This is a genomic window from Pokkaliibacter sp. MBI-7 (genome assembly GCF_029846635.1).
GTDB lineage: Bacteria > Pseudomonadota > Gammaproteobacteria > Pseudomonadales > Balneatricaceae > Pokkaliibacter.
In genome coordinates this window covers 1,370,239-1,388,538 of the sequence record NZ_JARVTG010000001.1, presented here as the reverse complement: position 1 = coordinate 1,388,538, position 18,300 = coordinate 1,370,239, and the positions used below count along the sequence as shown (strand labels likewise).

17 protein-coding genes are annotated in these 18,300 nt (G+C 56.9%); 11 read left to right on the top strand and 6 right to left on the bottom strand.

Annotated elements, in window-relative coordinates:
* Window positions 1–16: 16 nt before the first annotated feature.
* Window positions 17–409 carry a 50S ribosomal protein L17 gene (rplQ, locus tag QCD60_RS06220; RefSeq protein WP_104156788.1) on the top strand — a complete coding sequence of 131 codons (393 nt, stop codon included), beginning with the start codon at window positions 17–19 and terminating at the stop codon, window positions 407–409.
* A 276-nt stretch (window positions 410–685) separates the two neighbouring features.
* On the opposite strand, the gene uvrA is transcribed toward rplQ, so the two are convergent.
* The 4 genes from uvrA to nagB all read right to left on the bottom strand — a co-directional run bounded on the left by uvrA (window position 686) and on the right by nagB (window position 6,505).
* Window positions 686–3,547: an excinuclease ABC subunit UvrA gene (uvrA, locus tag QCD60_RS06215; protein ID WP_279783408.1), complete on the bottom strand. Its 2,862-nt coding sequence runs from the start codon at window positions 3,545–3,547 to the stop codon at window positions 686–688.
* 101 nt (window positions 3,548–3,648) lie between these two features.
* Complete coding sequence (gene nagA, locus QCD60_RS06210) at window positions 3,649–4,839, bottom strand: N-acetylglucosamine-6-phosphate deacetylase (RefSeq protein WP_279783406.1); 1,191 nt, start codon at window positions 4,837–4,839, stop codon at window positions 3,649–3,651.
* Window positions 4,836–5,714 (bottom strand): BadF/BadG/BcrA/BcrD ATPase family protein, encoded by an 879-nt coding sequence (locus QCD60_RS06205; RefSeq protein ID WP_279783404.1) that lies wholly within the window; start codon window positions 5,712–5,714, stop codon window positions 4,836–4,838. The genes nagA and QCD60_RS06205 overlap by 4 nt, the downstream gene beginning before the upstream one ends.
* Window positions 5,715–5,731: 17 nt before the next feature.
* Window positions 5,732–6,505, bottom strand: coding sequence for a glucosamine-6-phosphate deaminase (nagB, locus tag QCD60_RS06200; RefSeq protein WP_279783402.1), 774 nt, complete (start codon window positions 6,503–6,505; stop codon window positions 5,732–5,734).
* Between the two features lie 245 nt (window positions 6,506–6,750).
* Here nagB and QCD60_RS06195 point away from each other — a divergent pair, with 245 nt between their 5' ends.
* The 8 genes from QCD60_RS06195 to QCD60_RS06160 all read left to right on the top strand — a co-directional run bounded on the left by QCD60_RS06195 (window position 6,751) and on the right by QCD60_RS06160 (window position 14,587).
* Window positions 6,751–8,022, top strand: coding sequence for an ABC transporter substrate-binding protein (locus QCD60_RS06195; protein WP_279783400.1), 1,272 nt, complete (start codon window positions 6,751–6,753; stop codon window positions 8,020–8,022).
* Window positions 8,023–8,164: 142 nt separating this feature from the next.
* The gene (locus tag QCD60_RS06190; RefSeq protein WP_110189999.1) at window positions 8,165–9,091 is read left to right on the top strand and encodes a sugar ABC transporter permease; all 927 of its coding nucleotides are present in this window, start codon (window positions 8,165–8,167) and stop codon (window positions 9,089–9,091) included.
* Window positions 9,092–9,100: 9 nt separating this feature from the next.
* A complete protein-coding gene (locus tag QCD60_RS06185) occupies window positions 9,101–9,982 on the top strand; it encodes a carbohydrate ABC transporter permease (RefSeq protein ID WP_279783395.1) in 882 nt (293 codons plus the stop codon).
* Between the two features lie 75 nt (window positions 9,983–10,057).
* Window positions 10,058–11,155 (top strand): sn-glycerol-3-phosphate ABC transporter ATP-binding protein UgpC, encoded by a 1,098-nt coding sequence (ugpC, locus tag QCD60_RS06180; protein ID WP_279783392.1) that lies wholly within the window; start codon window positions 10,058–10,060, stop codon window positions 11,153–11,155.
* A 141-nt stretch (window positions 11,156–11,296) separates the two neighbouring features.
* Window positions 11,297–12,088 (top strand): GntR family transcriptional regulator, encoded by a 792-nt coding sequence (locus QCD60_RS06175; RefSeq protein ID WP_279783390.1) that lies wholly within the window; start codon window positions 11,297–11,299, stop codon window positions 12,086–12,088.
* 232 nt (window positions 12,089–12,320) lie between these two features.
* Window positions 12,321–12,968, top strand: a complete 648-nt coding sequence (gene ssb / locus QCD60_RS06170; protein ID WP_279783388.1) for a single-stranded DNA-binding protein — start codon at window positions 12,321–12,323, stop codon at window positions 12,966–12,968.
* Window positions 12,969–13,091: 123 nt separating this feature from the next.
* Window positions 13,092–13,643, top strand: a complete 552-nt coding sequence (locus tag QCD60_RS06165) for a GNAT family N-acetyltransferase (RefSeq protein WP_279783386.1) — start codon at window positions 13,092–13,094, stop codon at window positions 13,641–13,643.
* 47 nt (window positions 13,644–13,690) lie between these two features.
* Window positions 13,691–14,587, top strand: a complete 897-nt coding sequence (locus QCD60_RS06160) for an NAD(P)-dependent oxidoreductase (RefSeq protein WP_279783382.1) — start codon at window positions 13,691–13,693, stop codon at window positions 14,585–14,587.
* 78 nt (window positions 14,588–14,665) lie between these two features.
* On the opposite strand, the gene QCD60_RS06155 is transcribed toward QCD60_RS06160, so the two are convergent.
* Window positions 14,666–15,091, bottom strand: a complete 426-nt coding sequence (locus tag QCD60_RS06155; protein ID WP_104156901.1) for a VOC family protein — start codon at window positions 15,089–15,091, stop codon at window positions 14,666–14,668.
* A 267-nt stretch (window positions 15,092–15,358) separates the two neighbouring features.
* Here QCD60_RS06155 and QCD60_RS06150 point away from each other — a divergent pair, with 267 nt between their 5' ends.
* A complete protein-coding gene (locus QCD60_RS06150; RefSeq protein WP_279783380.1) occupies window positions 15,359–16,252 on the top strand; it encodes a LysR family transcriptional regulator in 894 nt (297 codons plus the stop codon).
* Window positions 16,253–16,299: 47 nt separating this feature from the next.
* Here the strand turns inward: QCD60_RS06150 and QCD60_RS06145 are convergent, their stop codons facing one another.
* Window positions 16,300–17,235 (bottom strand): phytanoyl-CoA dioxygenase, encoded by a 936-nt coding sequence (locus QCD60_RS06145; protein ID WP_279783378.1) that lies wholly within the window; start codon window positions 17,233–17,235, stop codon window positions 16,300–16,302.
* A gap of 129 nt (window positions 17,236–17,364) precedes the next feature.
* Here QCD60_RS06145 and QCD60_RS06140 point away from each other — a divergent pair, with 129 nt between their 5' ends.
* The gene (locus tag QCD60_RS06140; protein WP_279783376.1) at window positions 17,365–18,264 is read left to right on the top strand and encodes an AraC family transcriptional regulator; all 900 of its coding nucleotides are present in this window, start codon (window positions 17,365–17,367) and stop codon (window positions 18,262–18,264) included.
* The last annotated feature ends 36 nt before the right edge of the window (window positions 18,265–18,300 follow it).

Genomic DNA, 18,300 nt, shown 5'->3' with positions numbered 1-18,300 from the left:
TGGTAAGGAATTAGACATGCGTCATCGTAAAAGCGGTCGCCACTTTAATCGTACCAGTGCACACCGCAAGGCCATGTTCAAGAACATGGCAGTGTCACTGTTCGAAAACGAAGTGATTAAGACTACTCTGCCGAAGGCGAAAGAACTGCGTCGCTTTGCTGAGCCGCTGATCACCCTGGCTAAGGTTGACTCCGTAGCAAATCGCCGTCTGGCTTTCGCTCGTACCCGCAGCAAAGAAGCTGTAGGTAAGCTGTTCAACGAATTGGGTCCTCGTTATGAGGCTCGTCCCGGTGGCTACATCCGCATTCTGAAATGTGGTTTCCGCCCTGGCGACAGCGCTCCCATGGCGTTCGTTGAGCTGGTTGATCGTCCTGAAAACGCTGTAGCTGTTGAAGAAGCTGGCGAATAAGGTAGATCACCGCAAGGTGTAAAAAATGCCCGTTAGTGAAAGCTAGCGGGCATTTTTGTTTTTAGGGTTACTCTTCTGTCTTCTGTCTTCTGTCTTCTGTCTTCTGTCTTCTGTCTTCTGTCTTCTGTCTTCTGTCTTCTGTCTTCTGTCTTCTGTCTTCTGTCTTCTGTCTTCTGTCTTCTGTCTTCTGTCTTCTGTCGATTTCAAATAGAAAACCCTGCGGTTGCCGGGCTTTCTATTACTACGATATTTACAGTGCAGAAGTTGGAGGACCAGTTAGTCTTCAATAACCAGCTGACGTTCTCGGTTGCCTTTTTCCAGCAAGGGTTTAAGGAAATGTCCCGTGTGGGATTGTGGATTCTCCGCAACCTGTTCCGGTGTGCCGGTGGCAATAATCTGGCCGCCACGGCTACCGCCTTCTGGGCCCAGATCGACCAGCCAGTCTGCGGTTTTAATCACGTCCAGATTATGCTCAATGACCACTACTGTGTTGCCGTGATCACGCAGTCTGTGCAGCACATTCAGAAGTTGCTGAATGTCATAGAAATGCAGACCGGTCGTTGGCTCATCCAGAATATACAGTGTCTTGCCGGTATCTCGTTTGGATAGCTCCTTCGCGAGTTTGACGCGTTGTGCTTCACCTCCGGATAACGTTGTTGCGCTCTGGCCCAGTCGTATGTAGGACAGGCCCACATCCATGAGTGTTTGCAGCTTACGTGCAATCATTGGCACTGCAGAGAAGAAACTCAGTGCATCTTCTACGGTCATTTCAAGAACTTCAGTGATGCTCTTGCCTTTGTAGGTGACTTCCAGTGTCTCGCGGTTGTAACGTTTTCCTTTGCAGATATCACAGGGGACATAAATGTCAGGAAGGAAGTGCATTTCTACTTTGATGACACCGTCCCCCTGGCATGCTTCACAGCGTCCGCCTTTGACGTTAAAGCTGAAGCGTCCTGGTTTGTAACCGCGTGAACGGGCCTCCTGGGTGCCAGAAAATAGCTCGCGAATGGGAGTAAAGATACCGGTGTAGGTTGCTGGGTTGGAGCGAGGAGTACGGCCTATGGGGCTTTGATCGATGTCTACGACCTTGTCGAACTGCTCCATGCCCTTCATTTTTTTGTAGGGTGAAGGTTCAAGCGTTGTTGCGCCATTGAGCGCGGCTGCGGCCAGAGGGTAGAGCGTGGTGTTTATCAGCGTGGATTTGCCAGAGCCGGAAACGCCAGTCACGCAGGTAAATAGACCTACAGGTATGCAGAGGTCGACATTCTGCAGGTTATTGCCGCTGGCTCCCTGAATTTCCAGCACGCACTTGCTGTCAAAGGGCGTGCGATTCTCAGGTACTGCGATGCACTTCTTCCCGCTTAGGTACTGACCTGTAAGCGAGTTTGGATTGGCCATGACTTCTGCTGGCGTACCTTGGGCAGTAATGGTGCCACCGTGCACTCCGGCACCGGGGCCGATGTCCAGTACATGGTCTGCAAGGCGGATAGCGTCTTCATCATGTTCAACTACGATGACGGTATTTCCTAGGTCACGTAAATGCGTCAGGGTCTGGAGCAGGCGGTCATTGTCACGCTGGTGCAAGCCTATAGAGGGCTCGTCAAGGATATACATGACGCCCACCAGTCCCGCACCTATCTGGCTGGCCAGACGAATGCGCTGAGCTTCTCCGCCAGACAAGGTGTCAGCACTACGCTCTATCGTCAGGTAATCCAGGCCGACGTTCACCAGAAAGCTCAGACGAGCGCGAATTTCTTTCAGGATTTTGTCCGCGATTTCGCCTCGTTTGCCATCCAGTTTCAGCTCGCTGAAGTAGTCGAAACAATCTCCTACCGGCAGGCTGGTGATGGAAGGCAGATTTTTTCCTTCAATGAAGACATGCCTTGCTTCTTTGCGCAGGCGCGTACCAGTACAGGAGGGGCATTTAGTATTGGTGAGATATTGTGACAGCTCGTCCCTGACCTGCTGTGAGTCTGTTTCGCGATAACGGCGCTCCATGTTGGGTAAGACGCCCTCAAACGGATGAGCACGGCTGATTTGCAAACCTCGGTCACTGCTGTAGTTGAACTGCACTGCTTCCTGACCGGTGCCATAAAGGACCGCATTCTTCTGGGGAGGCGACAGCTCCCTGAACGCGGTATTTACGTCAAAGCCATAGTGCTCCGCTACGGCCTTTAACAGCTGAAAGTAGTATACGCTGCGGCGATCCCAGCCTTTGATCGCGCCTTCTGCAAGAGATAGATCGTCAGAGACCAGTACACGTTTCGGGTCAAAAAACTGTTTTACACCCAGTCCGTCACAGGTCTGACAGGCGCCGTGGGGATTGTTAAAGGAAAACAGCCGGGGCTCCAGTTCGCTGATACTGTAACCGCATTCAGGACAGGCGAAGCGGGCGGAGAAAACCAGTTCGGCGCGCTGTTCTTCATCCATAAAGGCGATCTTGGCAATGCCGTCACTCAGTTGTAGTGCGGTTTCAAAAGACTCTGCCAGACGTAGCTGGATATCGCTACGTACCTTAAAGCGATCAACCACCACCTCGATCGTGTGTTTACGTTTCTTGTCGAGTTCCGGCGTGTCGTCCAGTTCGTAGATCTGGCCATCGATGCGAGCACGGACAAAGCCTTGTGCACGCAGGTTCTGCAGAATGTTTTGATGTTCACCTTTACGTCCCTGAATGACCGGCGCTAGCAGCATCAGGCGGCAGCCTTCCTCCAGCCCCAGCACCTGATCCACCATCTGACTGACGGTTTGTGCCTCCAGTGGCAGATCATGATCGGGGCAGCGCGGCTGGCCCACTCTGGCATACAGCAGGCGCAGGTAGTCATAAATTTCAGTGATGGTGCCGACGGTTGAGCGCGGGTTATGGGAGGTGGATTTCTGCTCAATGGAAATGGCAGGGGATAAGCCTTCAATATGATCGACATCGGGCTTTTCCATCATCGACAGAAACTGTCGAGCATAGGTCGACAGCGACTCGACATAGCGGCGCTGGCCCTCGGCATAGAGCGTATCGAAAGCCAGCGAGGATTTACCGGAACCGGACAGACCGGTAATGACGATCAGTTTGTCCCGGGGTAGATCGACATCGATGTTTTTGAGGTTATGGGTACGGGCACCGCGTACCAGAATAGTGTCCATCAGGGGCTCCACAGCAGAGGGGGCAGAACGGACGACCCGAAAGTCGAAAAGCGAATTATAGTGGTGCCCTGCCTCAGTCTAAACCCTGTAACCCATCGTGATTATCTATCAGAATCGCTGACTTGATACTGTCCGTTTATCCAGCACTGTATAACCTGCCAGTTATTGTCCAGGCACACCATGCTGGCCTGATATCCAGGTCGTAAATAGCCCAGTTGATGGCTGACTCGCAAATACTGGGCGGGATTACGTGAGGCCATTTGCAGTACAGCGGTTTCGTCACCCAGACCATATTGCAGTGCATTGCGCACCGCGCTGGCCATATCCAGATCAGAACCCGCCAGTGTGCCATCCAGTGTCGTGACCTTACCGTTATCGTTGAGCACTGCTTTGCCAAGGAAATCCAACTCGCGCTGACCATAGCCAACACTGTGGATGGCATCGGTCACCAGCATGATCTTGTCGCTACCTTTGGCTCGTATTGCTGTGCGCATCACCGCGGGATGAATGTGATAGCCATCGACGATCATGCCGCACCAGCTGTCTCTGTCATCCAGTGCCGCTCCCACCACACCCGGTTCGCGACTGGTAAGTGGGCTCATGGCATTGAACAGATGAGTAAAACCGCTCACTCCCTGCGCCAGCGCCTGCTGAATCTGTGCGTAGCTGGCCGCAGTATGGCCGGCACTGACGCGTACGCCCTGTGCTGCCAGCATCTGAATAAAGCCTGCTGGGGCGAGTTCCGGAGCAAGGGTGACCAGTACCTTGCCCTCATCTGGGAGTTTTAGCAGAGGGGCAAAGAACTCGGGATTGGCCGGGCGAATCTTGCTTTCATGATGCACTCCCTTGCGCAATGGATTGAGATAGGGCCCCTCGTAGTGTACGCCGAGGATACCCGCAATCTGCTGCGGACCAAGGGCCTGACAGATCGCCTGATGCGCACACTGCATGACGTCATCATCATCAGTAATCAGGGTGGGTAATAGCGCCACCGTGCCGAACTGGCTGTGTGCTTTGACGATGGCCGCCAGCGCTTCGGCATTGGGCTGGTGATTGAACAGTACACCTCCGCCACCATTGACGTGGATATCAATAAAACCCGGTGCGATGAGGCCTGTACTGTCCTGCTTAGACAGATGCGCGTGCTGTCTGGTGGAGTAAGGCGCGATGGTACTGATACGCCCATGCTCGATACTGATGAGTTGTTCGGTAAGCCAGTGCTCACCATCAAACAATCGTTCAGCGTATAGGTGCTGTGTGGCAGAGGTGCGAGACAAGGCTGAATGCGTCATGGGTGATATCCAAGTTGCTGACGGGCCATCAGGATGGCGCCCGCCAGAGCATCGGCTTGTGGTGTGGCGAGATAAGTCAGAAGTGAGGGGGGCAGCCAGGGCTGTACGGCCTCGGCAAGGCCTCCCATCAGTGCCACCTGCTGGCAGCCGGTGTGTAGCAGCTGCCTGACAAAACGCTCAATCCATTCCACCTGATGCTGAATGAGTTCCAGTGCCAGAGGGTCGCGCTGCCGGGCTGCAGCATAAATCCACGGTGCGAAACTGGCGTAGTCGCGAGGCAGGGCGTGATTTTGCCAGGTGACAAAGTTTTCCCGCTGTTGCCTGAAGTGCTCAGCGACCTGCTCGGCCAGAGGAGAGCTGGGCTGCATATAATCCAGTGCTGCCAGTGCATGACTGACCAGATGCAGTCCCAGCCATGCGCCGCTGGCCTGGTCGGAGATTGGAAAGCCCCAGCCTCCGAACAGATGAAAGCGCTGTGTCACAAAGCTGACCGCGCAACTGCCGGTGCCCAGAATGACAATACCGCCTTCTCCGCCGTTGAAGGCGCCGAGGCAGGCGGTATGGGCATCGGTCAGCAGACAGGTTTCCCCGAAAGGATGCGGCTGACTAAGGATCAGCTGACGCTCGTAGCTCTGGTTGGTACCAGCCAGGCCAAGACCCAGCCGCACATGCTGCATGTCATCGCTACTGAGCTGACCTTGCCGACAGGCTTCCAGACAGGTCTGCATAATGTTATCCCAGGCCTGACGAATGCCTGTGCGTGGATTGGCGGTGCCGCCACGACTTTCGCCCAGGATACGGCCGTGCCTGTCCTCCAGGCGAGCGCGGCAGCTGGTGCCGCCGCCGTCGACCCCCAGCAGGAAATGGATGCTCATCTCTGCCTCCTTGTTACCTACATGCCGAGTTGGCTGCGTTGCTGTTCACACCACAGGTAATAGTCGCGCAGCTGCAGCTGTGAGGCGGCGGCTTCGTCGATCAGTACGATGGCATGTTCATGCATCTGCAGACTGGAGGCAGGGGTAAAGGCGCTGAGTGGGCCTTCAACTGTACGCTGAACCGCCTCGGCCTTGGCTTCGCCGGAGGCCAGCAGTAGTACCTGACGGCTCTGCAGGATGGTGGCGATGCCCATGGTGATGGCCAGACAGGGCTGGAATTCATCGTCACGGAAAAAGCGCCTGTTGGCTTCCAGTGTGGTGGGAGTCAGCGTCTTGATGCGGGTGTGCGAACTGAGGCTGGAGCCTGGCTCATTGAAACCAATATGGCCATTGTGGCCAATTCCCAGAATCTGCAGGTCTATCCCGCCAGCGGCGCCAATCGCCTGTTCATAGGCCTGACAGCTGCTCAGCGGCTCGGACATGCCATCAGGTACGTGCGTCTGTTCCGGCATGATATCGATATGGTCGAAGAGCTGTTGCTGCATGAAGTAACGATAACTTTGTGGATGCTCGCTGCTCAGGCCGATGTATTCATCCAGATTGAAGCTGGCTGCCCTGGCAAAGCTGACTTGCTGCTGCTGATAACGGCTGATCAGCTCACGATATAGCGCTACCGGGGTGCTGCCGGTGGCCAGCCCGAGCACAGAGTCGGGTTTGCGCTGGAGTTGCTGGCAGACAATATCCGCAGCCTTGCTGGCAATCTGATCACTGGGGGCAATGACAACACGCATGACGGTGAATCTTCCATTGGTACTGGGTTGAGTGGTGTTGTTTTGAATACCACTTGGATACCAATATTAATCGCCAAAAACGACTCTCTGTCAAACTTTGTCCAAAATAGAAAAAGAATTTAAGGTTTGCTTGCAAAATGATCAGTAGTGGTATTAATTTGGTCTAGATGCTTAGGCGTTGACTGAGACAAATCTGGATAACAACAAGACCATCCACACAACCTGAATGCAGTGAGAGAGCGGATATGTCTGACCTGACCAAACACCCTTTTACCCGATCATTACTGGCTTTGGCGCTGGGGGCCGCATTGAGCGGACCGGTTCTGGCCAAGGATAAGCTGGCCATTGAGAGCTGGCGTAGTGATGATGCCAATATCTGGAATGATGTCATCATTCCAGCCTTTGAAAAGTCGCATCCTGATATTGAAGTGGTATTCACACCTACTCCTCCCACCGATTACAACTCTGCCTTGCAGGCCCGTCTGCAGGCGGGCACCGCCGGTGATCTGATCGCCTGCCGCCCTTTCGATGCCTCACTGGAGCTGTACAAGAGTGGCTTCCTGGCCAGTCTGAATGACCTGCAGGGGATGGCAGCCTTCCCCGATGTGGCTAAAACGGCCTGGCAGACCGATGATGGCAAAGATCAATTCTGTTTACCGATGGCATCGGTGATTCATGGCTTCATCTACAACAAGGCCATCTTCAAAGAACTGAACCTGTCGGTGCCCAAAACCGAAAGCGAGTTTTTCTCGGTGCTCGACAAGATCAAAGAAGACGGACAGTACACGCCTCTGGTCATGGGCACGGCAGATCAATGGGAAGCCGCCACCATGGGCTTCCAGAACATCGGGCCTAACTACTGGAAAGGGGAGGAGGGTCGCAAGGCGCTGATTGATGGCAGTGCCAAGTTTACCGATGAACCTTACGTCAAAACCTTTGATGAGCTGGCTAAGTGGAAACCTTATCTGCGTCGCGGTTTTGAGTCACTTAAGTATGCGGATGCACAGAACCTGTTCTCTCTTGGTCGTGGTGCCATTTATCCGGCAGGTTCATGGGATATTCAGACCTTTAACACCCAGGCTGACTTTGAATTTGGCGCCTTTATGCCACCGGTGCCAGATGGTCAGGGCACCTGCTACATCAGTGACCACACTGACATCGGTATGGGCATCAACAGCAAGAGCGCTCACCCTGAAGCGGCGAAGGCTTTCCTGAACTGGATGGCCAGCGAAGAGTTCGCCACCTTGTTTGCCAATGCGGTGCCTGGCTTCTTCCCGCTGTCGAACTATCAGGTCAGCATCAAGGATCCGGTGGCTCAGGAGTTTGTCAGCTGGCGCAAACAGTGCAAAACCACCATTCGTAACTCCTACCAGATCCTTTCCCGCGGCACGCCCAACCTCGAAAACGAGTTGTGGAACGTCAGTGCCCAGGTGATCAACGGCACCCTGACGCCCGAACAGGCCGGAGCACAGCTCGAAACCGGTCTGAGCAAGTGGTATGCCCCTCACCAGAAATAATCCATAGCGATATGGGTCGGGCTGGTGTTCTGCTGGCTTGTTGCTGAGCTGGCTGGCAGGGTACGACATGCACTTTGCCGTACCCTGTGTCGTCGGCGGAAACGCTCCGCAGCCCACCACGTTCGTCCCGAGGTACAGTTTGATGAAGCACTCTGAACGTCGCCCTTTCCCGTGGCATATTCTGTTTTTCCTGCTGCCGGGACTTGCGATTTATCTGGTGTTCAGCGTTTATCCACTGCTGGATACCCTGCGTATGAGTTTCTACGGAGACGCGGCCGATGGTGGTCACGCCTTTGTGGGGCTGCGCAATTTTGTCACCCTGCTGACGGACAGCACCTGGTCCGATGCGTTCTGGAATGCCCTGAAGAATAACTTCGAGTTCTTCTTCATCCATATGCTGCTGCAGAATCCTATCGGGCTGCTGCTGGCCGTGTTGCTGAGCCTGCCCAAGCTGCGTCTGCGCAACACCTACCGCACCCTGATCTTTATGCCGACCATGCTGTCAGTGGTCATCATCGGTTTTATCTGGCAGCTGATCCTCAGCCCGATCTGGGGCATTGCCGAGAACTTCATGTATGGCATCGGCCTTGGCAATCATTTCGACAGCTGGCTGGGGAAGGAAGGTACGGCACTGATTACCCTCGGGCTGATTTCGGTCTGGCAGTTTGTTGGTATCCCGATGATGCTGATCTACGCCTCGCTGCTGAATATTCCCGATGAAATTGTCGATGCCAGTGTGGTGGACGGCGCCAATCCGCTGCAGACCTTCTTTTACGTCAAACTGCCACTGATTCTGCCGACCATCGCCATGGTGTCGATTCTCACCTTTGTCGCCAACTTCAACGCTTTTGAGCTGATCTATGCCGTGAAGGGGGCGCTGGCCGGGCCGAATTTCTCCACCGACATCATGGGAACGCTGTTCTATCGCACCTTCTTTGGCTTCCAGCTGCAGCAGGGCAGCCCCACCATGGGGGCCGCCGTGGCCACGCTGATGTTCCTGATCATCCTCGCCGGAGTCATGGTCTTCCTGCTGGTGGTGCAGCGCCGTATTAACCGATTCCAGTTGTAAGGGGGCAGCATGAAAGCACTCTTTTTCGATCGCTCACAGCCTGCCTCAGGCGGGTGGCAGCGTGGCGCCCAGACCGGCAAGGCGCTGGCTGTGCATGCGGTACTGCTGACCTATACCGTGATTGCGCTGTTTCCTATTCTGCTGGTGCTGATCAACTCACTGAAGAGCCGCAAGGCGATCTTCCGTGACCCCCTCGGCCTGCCTTCGCTGGATACGCTCAATCTGGGTGGTTTTGAACAGGTATTACTGCGCTCAGACTTTGGCCTCTATGCCTGTAACAGTCTGGTAGTGACCATTCTGGCAGTGGGACTGGTGCTGTTGCTGGGGGCGATGGCCGCCTGGGCGCTGACGGAATACCGCTTCCGCGGCAATCTGCTGCTGGCCTTCCTGTTTGCCATGGGCATCATGATTCCGATTCGTCTGGGCACGGTCAGTATTCTCAACCTGATGGTGCAGCTGCATCTGGTCAACACGCTGACCGCGCTGGTACTGGTCTACATTGCCCAGGGGTTACCGCTGGCGGTGTATATCCTTTCGGAGTTTATCCGCACCATACCCAAGGAGCTGAAAGAGGCGGCCCGCTGTGATGGCATCAGTGAATACAAGATCTTCTTTGCGGTGATCCTGCCGCTGCTGCGCCCAGCCATGGCGACAGTGGCCGTGTTCACCATGATCCCGATCTGGAACGACCTGTGGTTCCCGCTGATTCTCGCTCCGGGTGAGGAAAGCCGCACCATTACGCTGGGCGTCCAGCAGTTCGTCGGGCAGTACGTAACAGACTGGAATGCGGTGCTGTCATCCCTCACCCTGGCCATTGTCCCGGTGCTGGTGTTGTACCTGATCTTCTCGCGTCAGCTGATCCGCGGTCTGACCGCCGGAGCCGTGAAGTAAGTGACTACACGCCTGGATGAACGGGTGTGCGAGAGACAAGATCAGTTAGCGAGTGAATGTGAGGTAAACAACAAGATGGCCAAAGTACAGCTGAAGAACCTGCAGAAACGCTTTAACGAGGTTAAAGTCCTGCATGGTATCGATCTGGACATTCAACACGGTGAGTTTGTGGTGCTGGTGGGCGAGTCGGGCTGTGGCAAGTCGACCCTGCTGCGTCTGCTGGCCGGGCTGGAGGAGATCAGCGACGGTGAGCTGCTGATCGATGATGTGGTCGTGAATCACCAGCCGCCAGCCAGGCGCGGTATCGCCATGGTGTTTCAGTCCTATGCGCTGTATCCCCACATGTCGGTATTCAAGAACATGGCGTTCGGGCTGAAAATTGCCGGAGCCAGCAAGGCCGATATGCAGAAGAAGGTGGAAGAGGCTGCCCGCAAGCTGAAGATTGATCATCTGCTGCATCGCCTGCCGCGCGAGCTGTCCGGCGGACAGCGGCAGCGTGTGGCCATTGGCCGTGCCATCGTGCGTGATCCCAAGGTTTTTCTGTTTGATGAGCCGCTGTCCAACCTCGATGCCTCGCTGCGGGTGCAGACCCGGGTGGAGCTGGGCAAGCTGCATCAGGAGCTTGGAGCTACCATCGTCTATGTCACCCACGATCAGGTGGAAGCCATGACGCTGGGGGACAAGATTGTGGTGATGAACGGTGGTCGCATTGAACAGTGTGGCGCGCCCCTCAGTTTGTACCACCATCCCCAAACCCTGTTTGTTGCTCAGTTTATCGGTTCACCGAAGATGAATGTGCTCGCCGGTAAGGTACAACAGGCGTCGGCGAGCGGCGTGTCGGTCATGCTAGAATGCGGCGTTCTGGCAGAGGTGGCGGTGGATGGCAGCCAGTTGCAGTCCGGTGATCCGGTCTCTCTGGGAGTGCGCCCTGAGCATCTGAGCCTGGGGACGGAGTTACCCACCTGCTTTGTCGGGGAGGTTACCCTGACCGAAGAGCTGGGTGAGGCCACTTACGTCTACACCAGCAATGGTGCCGGGCAGGATCTGGTACTCAAGGTCGATGGCCATGAGGAGATTGCCGTGCACAGCCAGATTCGTTTTGGCTTCAAGCCGGGCATGGCGCATCTGTTTGATAAGAATGGCATGGCGCTGCCACGTCTGCTTAAAAGCTGAGATCGTGCACACGTTCCAGAAGCAGGGCGGGCAGCTTGTCCTGCCGTCTTCGGTTTCGCAGATCGAATTACAACAGCCTGACAGGGATTCTTTACCAGCAGTACAACACTCAGTGGTGAAGAGACAGTAGTGGGTAGATAGATGAAAGAAGAGCTTGTCACCAGCCTGATTGGCCATCCGGAACAATTACGGGATACCGCAACGCCGCTGTACTTGCAGCTCTATACCCTGATCAGCCGCACCATTCAGGAAGGGCGGCTGCGGGCGGGAGAGGCTTTGCCATCGGAGCGTGATATCGCCACCCAGATGGAAGTGTCGCGGGTTACGGTGCGGCGAGCGATTGATCGTCTGGTTGAGGACGGCATCTGTATCCAGCGTCAGGGCGCGGGCACGTTCGTCAGTGAGCGGGTCGAGCAGCCGCTCAACCGGCTGAAGAGCTTCACCGAGGTCATGCAGGAGCGTGGCAAGGTCACTCATTCGCGCTGGCTGGACCGGTCACTGGGGATTGCCCATGAAGACGAACGCCGGGCGCTGCAACTGGCTGAGGGTGAGGAAGTGGTGCGCTTTTACCGACTGCGCTACGCCAACAATCAGCCCATGGCCCTGGAGTGGGCCGCGGTGCCCTGCCGGTTTATTTCCAATCCCTTCATGGTGGAAGACTCCCTCTACCGTCTGATGGATCAGCAGGGTGTGCGCCCGGTGCGGGCATTGCAGCGACTGCGTGCGGTATCCATTGATGCAGAACGAGCCAACCTGCTGCAGATCAGTGCAGACAGTGCCGTGCTTTATATAGAGCGTATCGGCATCAGTGGGCGGGATGAGCGGGTTGAGTTCACCCGCTCCTGGTTTCCCGGCGACAGCTACGATTTTGTCGCCGAGATTCGAGACAATGCCATCGACACGGTGCCGCAGGCTGGCGACGAGAGCCACTAATGGCGCGGCCTGTACTCATAAAGGCAGCAACTGACAGGACGTTGTGGGTGAAAATACGGAGCGCCGGGAGACTTTAACGTGATGAAAACTGACTGGACAAAAAAACAGTTTTTGTTAATGTGCCTCCCTTAATAGTTCAACTTGCGCCTACTCTGCGCAGCCCGGTAGTCGTCACTGAACAGGACATTGCTGAGCTGCCTGTCGCGCATTGCTTTCAAGGTGGGAGAGAAGCATGGCACGTGGTGTCAACAAGGTTATCCTCATCGGTAACCTGGGCACGGACCCAGAAGTCCGCTACATGCCCAATGGAAACGCGGTTGCCAACATTACCCTGGCAACCAGCGAAAGCTGGAAAGATAAACAGACCGGCCAGATGCAGGATCGTACCGAGTGGCACCGTGTTGTGTTCTTTGGCCGTCTGGCTGAAGTGGTCGGTCAGTATGCTCGCAAGGGTTCCAAAGTTTACGTAGAAGGTAAGCTGCAGACCCGTAAGTGGCAGGACCAGAGCGGTCAGGATCGCTACACCACCGAGATCGTGGTAGATATTTCCGGCTCCATGCAGCTGCTGGATAACCGCCAGGACGCCGGTGGTTATGCCGATATGGACCAGCAGGGTGGCTACGCTCAGCAGGGCGGTGGTAACTACCAGCAGCCACAGCAGCAGGCGCCACGCCAGCCTCAGGGTGGTGGTTACAATGCTCCGCAGCAGAACTTTGCTCCCCAGCAGCCTGCAGCTCAGCCTGCAGCTCAGCCTCAGGGCGGCTTCGGTGGCGGCTATCAGCAGCCACAGCAACAGCCAGCTCCCCAGCGTCAGGCACCTGCACAGCCTCAGGCACCGCAGAACAACTTTGATGATTTTGACGACGATATTCCGTTCTAAAACGGGATGTCATCATCACCTTCCTCCAACAAAAATGGCCGCACTTTGCGGCCATTTTTGTTACTGCAACAGGCCGGAGTCGCTGCGTGATCAGAGCAGACATTATCCACAGGTGCAGACACCATGACTGACCATCCACTCCCTCTCTCCTCCTCTGCTGCTGAGCCATGGCAGATTCGCACCGCACGAGCCGATGAACATGCGGCTATCGGCCAGCTAATGGTCACTGTGTACTCGGCACTGGCCGATTTTCCCACACCACAACAGCAGCCGCGCTATTACGACATGCTGGCGAATATTGGCCAGTTGACGACCCGACCTGGGGTGCAGCTGCTGGTGGCCGAGGCAGACGGTGAGCTGCTCGGCGCCGTGGTCTATTTTGCTGATATGGCTCAGTATGGCTCCGGCGGCATTGCCACTACGCTGACGGACGCTGCCGGGTTTCGCCTGCTGGCGGTCAGCCCGGCGGCACAGGGGCGGGGAGTGGGCAGGGCGCTGATGGCCTCTTGCATTGCCCTGGCGGTTGAACAGGGACGGCAGCAGCTGGTCATCCATTCGACCAGAGCCATGCGTACGGCCTGGGGGATGTATGAGCGCCATGGTTTCCGACGCGCAGAAGAACTCGACTTCATGCAGGAAAGTCTGGCGGTGTATGGCTTCCGCCTGCGCTGTTAACTCCTTCGCAATGCTGACGTACCTACCTGTTTTCCAAGGAGCTTGAGATGAAAATTTCCACCCTGGCGTTGATCGGTTTTGGTGAGGCCGGAACCATTCTCGGACAGGAGCTGGCAGCCAGGGGTATTCAGGTCTGCTGTTATGACCGGCTGCTGGATGATGCCTCTGCTCGTGCTGCTATGCATGACAAGGCACTGCAGCATGGTGTGCAGCCTCGTGACTCCATGGCGGCTGCGGTGGTGGGGGCTGATGTGGTGATGTCTGCAGTGACCGCGGGCTCGGCCTTACTGGTGGCGACCGATGTGGCTCAGCATCTGGGGGCCGGGCAGATATTCATGGACATCAATTCGGTGGCTCCGGCTACCAAACAGGCGGCTCAGCAGGCCGTTGAAGCCAGCGGTGCGCACTATATTGATACTGCAGTGATGGCGCCGGTGCCGCCACAACGACTGCAGGTGCCGATGCTGCTGGGAGGTGCTCATGCTGCCGAGCTGGCGGAAGCGCTGCAGGCGCTGGGCATGAATGCGCGCGCGGTGGCAGAGCAGGTCGGCGTGGCCTCGGCCATCAAGATGTGTCGCAGCATCATGATCAAGGGACTGGAAGCGCTGACCACCGAGTGCCTGTCTACCGCCCGTCAGTACGGAGCAGAAGAGGCGGTACTGGCTTCACTGCACAAGAGCTTTCCGGCCATGGGCTGGGATGCGCAGTTCCCGCATTACCTGATCAGCCGGGTGGCAGAGCATGGCCGACGGCGGGCAGAGGAGATGGAGGAAGTGGCCAGGACGGCAGCCGATGTCGGTGTCACGCCCCATATGAGTGACGCCATCGTGCAGACGCAGCGGGGGCTGGTTGATGCCATGCAGGAGCGCGGATTGCATTACGCTGAGCTTGAGCCTTTCGACTGGACGGCGCTGGTGGATCAGCTCTACCCACGCCAGAACTGACTACCTGAAACACGGACGGCGGTTCTGCGCTGTTCAGGCAAACGGCAGCCGCACTGGCTGCCGTTCTCATGACCGTTATTACTTGGCAAACAGCTGGCCGATGTCCTTGAAGGCTTTGAATTCCAGTGCATTGCCACAGGGGTCGAACAGGAACATGGTGGCCTGCTCACCGACCTGACCCTGGAAGCGAATGTAAGGTTCGATCACAAACTGGGTATTGCGGGCTTTCAGACGGTCGGCCAGTGCTTCCCACACATCCCACTCCAGTACGACGCCAAAGTGCGGTACCGGTACATCATGGCCATCCACCGCATTAGTATGGGCGGCTTCCTGAGACTGGGTCTTGGGGTGCTCATGGATCACCAGCTGATGACCGAAGAAATCAAAGTCTACCCAATGATCACTGGAACGGCCTTCAGGGCAGCCGAAGATGTCGCCGTAGAAAGTACGGGCCGCAGCCAGATCGTAAACAGGGATGGCGAGGTGGAATGGGGAAATGCTCATCATTTTTCTCACGGTCAGAAAGTGAAGGAAGCTGTGCAGGCTCTGTCGTCCAACGTGCCATCGGGGAGGCAGGTCTTCTGCAGCGGCGTCACGCCTGGCTAATGCTGGCTGCTTGGGTACCTGCCTCCCGTTCGGGGCCCGGTCCTTGAGAGCTTGAACAGCCTGTTTAAGTCTCTGTTCTCGGTAGAAAAATTATCTGTATTGAGTTGTTGATATAAAAGCGGATATTTTGACTGCCGAGCAACAAAAAAATTGATGAGTCAGGGCATGATCCGAGAGCTGAAAACCTTTGTGATGGTCTGTCGTCACGGCACCTTTGCGGCGGCGGGGCAGCAGATTGGACTGACCCAGTCAGCCGTCAGTGCCCAGATCCGACAGCTGGAGGATGCCTTGGGCATGCCGTTGTTTGATCGCAGCGGCCGCTCGGCGGTGCTGAACTCGGCGGGTAAGCGGGTACTACCGATGGCGGAGGAAATACTCGACCTGTTTGGCCGTATGAGCATCCCTTCCAGTCTGGAGGACTACCGTGGCGAGCTGCGCATCGGGGCCATCAATACCGCCCAGACCGGTATTCTGCCAGACACCTTATTGCGTCTGCGCCAGCAGGCACCGGCCATCGAACCCAAGCTGGTGCCCGGGGTGTCTCTCAGTCTGTTTGGCAAGGTGGATGCCGGTGAAATCGATCTGGCCATCATCATTCGCCCCCCTTTTGCCCTGCCCAAGGAGCTGCATGCCGAAGTCATCAGTCGTGAGCCGTTCATGCTGCTGGTGCCGAACGGGATCAGGGTGGCATCCGTGCCGGAGCTGCTGCGGCAGCAGCCCTTTATCCGCTATGACAGCCATTCCTTCGGTGGTCGTCAGGTGACCCGTTTTCTGCGTCAGCACCGCCTCACGGTGCAGCAGGTGCTGGAGCTGGATGAGCTGGATGCCATCGTCAAGATGGTGGAGTGTGGTCTGGGCGTTGCGCTGGTGCCGCAGGCCGGGCTGTGGCTGGAGCGACAGGCCGAGATGCAGGTCATCCCGCTGGGTGAGCTGACCTTCCACCGCGAGCTGGTGCTGATTACCCGCTACGCCAACCGCGATCTGCCGCTGCAACGCCTGTTCCGCTCCTGCCTGCTGGCGGCCCACGCGGCGAGGGCCGAGCCGTCTGTCGGGCTGTGACCCTTAAGTACCGGTCAGGCCCGGCAGGTTCCTGAGCGCCGGTTCTGCTACCAGGGCTGCAACCCAAGCAGTTTCTCGCCCAGCGGGCTGAGGCTGGCCACCGCCGCATGGTGTTTTTCCCATTGCCGTGGATCACCGGGAAAGGCATCTCGTTGGGGGTGATCCTGTTCCTGCCATAAGCGGATACGCTCCTGACGCTCTTCTTCATTGTCATATTCCGCCGGATGCATGGAGATGTACTGCGCCATACGTACCCGACCTTCGGCATGATTGGGTCGCACGCCGTGCGCCAGCAGCGAGTTGAAGATCAGCAGATCGCCTGCCTCAAGGTCGATATTGGTGATCTGCAGTCCGGCAAGGTCAGGGTGCATCGGGTCACGGTCGGCAGGCTGAGTGGCCAGCCACTGATCGAAGCTGTGGAACAGCTCGGGGATGCACTGAAAACCACCGACATCCCCGTCCTGACGCAGCAGGCTCAGTACGCCCTGCACGCCGATAGGGAGCGGGCGCAATGACGTATCGGCATCCCAGTGGATGAAACCGTCGGGGTTGCCTTTGACGAGCCTGGGTGGATTGAGATTGGCCCGGTCGATGGTGACCCACAGGTCTTCGCGATCCCAGATATCCACAAAGGCGTCGTATACCCGCTGCTGCTGACGGTTATCCCACAGCGCCTGATGGTTGTAGATTTCCAGCATGCCCGTACCGTTCAGTTCCTTCATCTTGTGCTCGCGACGCTGCGGGGCGTACCAGCTGCCCGGGTCCTGCGGGTCTTTCTCATCAAACTGCCACAGCACATTCACCAGCGCCTCGACCTGTGCCGCGGGGACCGCCTGACGGACAATGACGTAACCCTGGGTAATCCAGTGCTGCCAGTCGGCTTCACTGAGCACCCGTAACGGCAGCTGCTTGTGTATGTCTTTCAGCGGAGTGGAGATGCGCTGGGTCGAAGGGTGGGCATCACGTTTCAGTGCGGGCTGCATAGGGGGCTCCTGTTGTTCTGTTCTCAGCCGGGAAGAGGGAGCCATTCTAGGTGGCGGCTGGCGGGGCAAGTTGTAGCCAATCGGCCAGAATTGATACTATTACGGCGTTTTTAGAAAGCGGGATGCGCTATGAAGCCCTATCTGGAAGTGCTGCCCAATGCGGATGATGCCTCGATGGTGCTGCTGAACCGCCGTCTGGAGGAGGGCATTCCGTTTCAGTGGCATCATCATCCGGCTTATGAGCTGACCCTCACCCTCAATTCCCGCGGGCAGCGCTATATCGGTGACCATATCGGCCAGTACGGCGACATTGATCTGGTGCTGGTCGGGCCGGATTTGCCTCATACCTGGCATTCCACCGGGAAAGTGCAGCAGGATCAGGATCACGTTGCACTGGTGATCTGGTTCCAGCCGCAGTGGGCGGCAGCGCTGTGTCAGCTGGTGGTGGAGTTTGCCCGGATTACCTCCCTGCTGGTGCAGGCCCGTGCCGGAGTTGCTTTCAGCCACGCGGCTGCCTGTGAGGCCCGCCCCGTGATTGAGCAGCTGTTCGAGCAGCAGGGGGAGGCGCGTTTGCTAACCTTGTTGCAGCTTCTGTCGCAACTGGCAGCAGACAGCCAGCGCCAGCCGCTGGCCCGTCATTATCCACAGCCACAGAGTGAACAGGCACTCAGCCGCCCGGTACAACAGGGGCGGTTGCAGAAGGTGCTGGCCCACCTGCACCAGCATTATCAGCAGCCGGTCAGTATTGCCGGGCTGGCGGAACTGGCCGCCCTCAGTGAGTCAGGAGTGCAGCGACTGTTTCGTCGCCACACCGGCATGACCCTGAGTGATTACCTGATTGGCCTGCGCATCGGTGAAGCCTGTGCGCTGCTGGCGGCGACCGACAAGCCCATCGCCTGGGTAGCCGATCAGGTCGGCTATCGTTCACTGGCCAACTTCAACCGTCAGTTCAGGGCATTGAAAGCCATGACCCCGCGGGCGTTCCGGCAGCACTATGTACGACGAGCAGGGCTCCAGCCGCCGGTCTGACCCTCTGTTGTAATGAGCGGTACGTCTGTTGAGGCC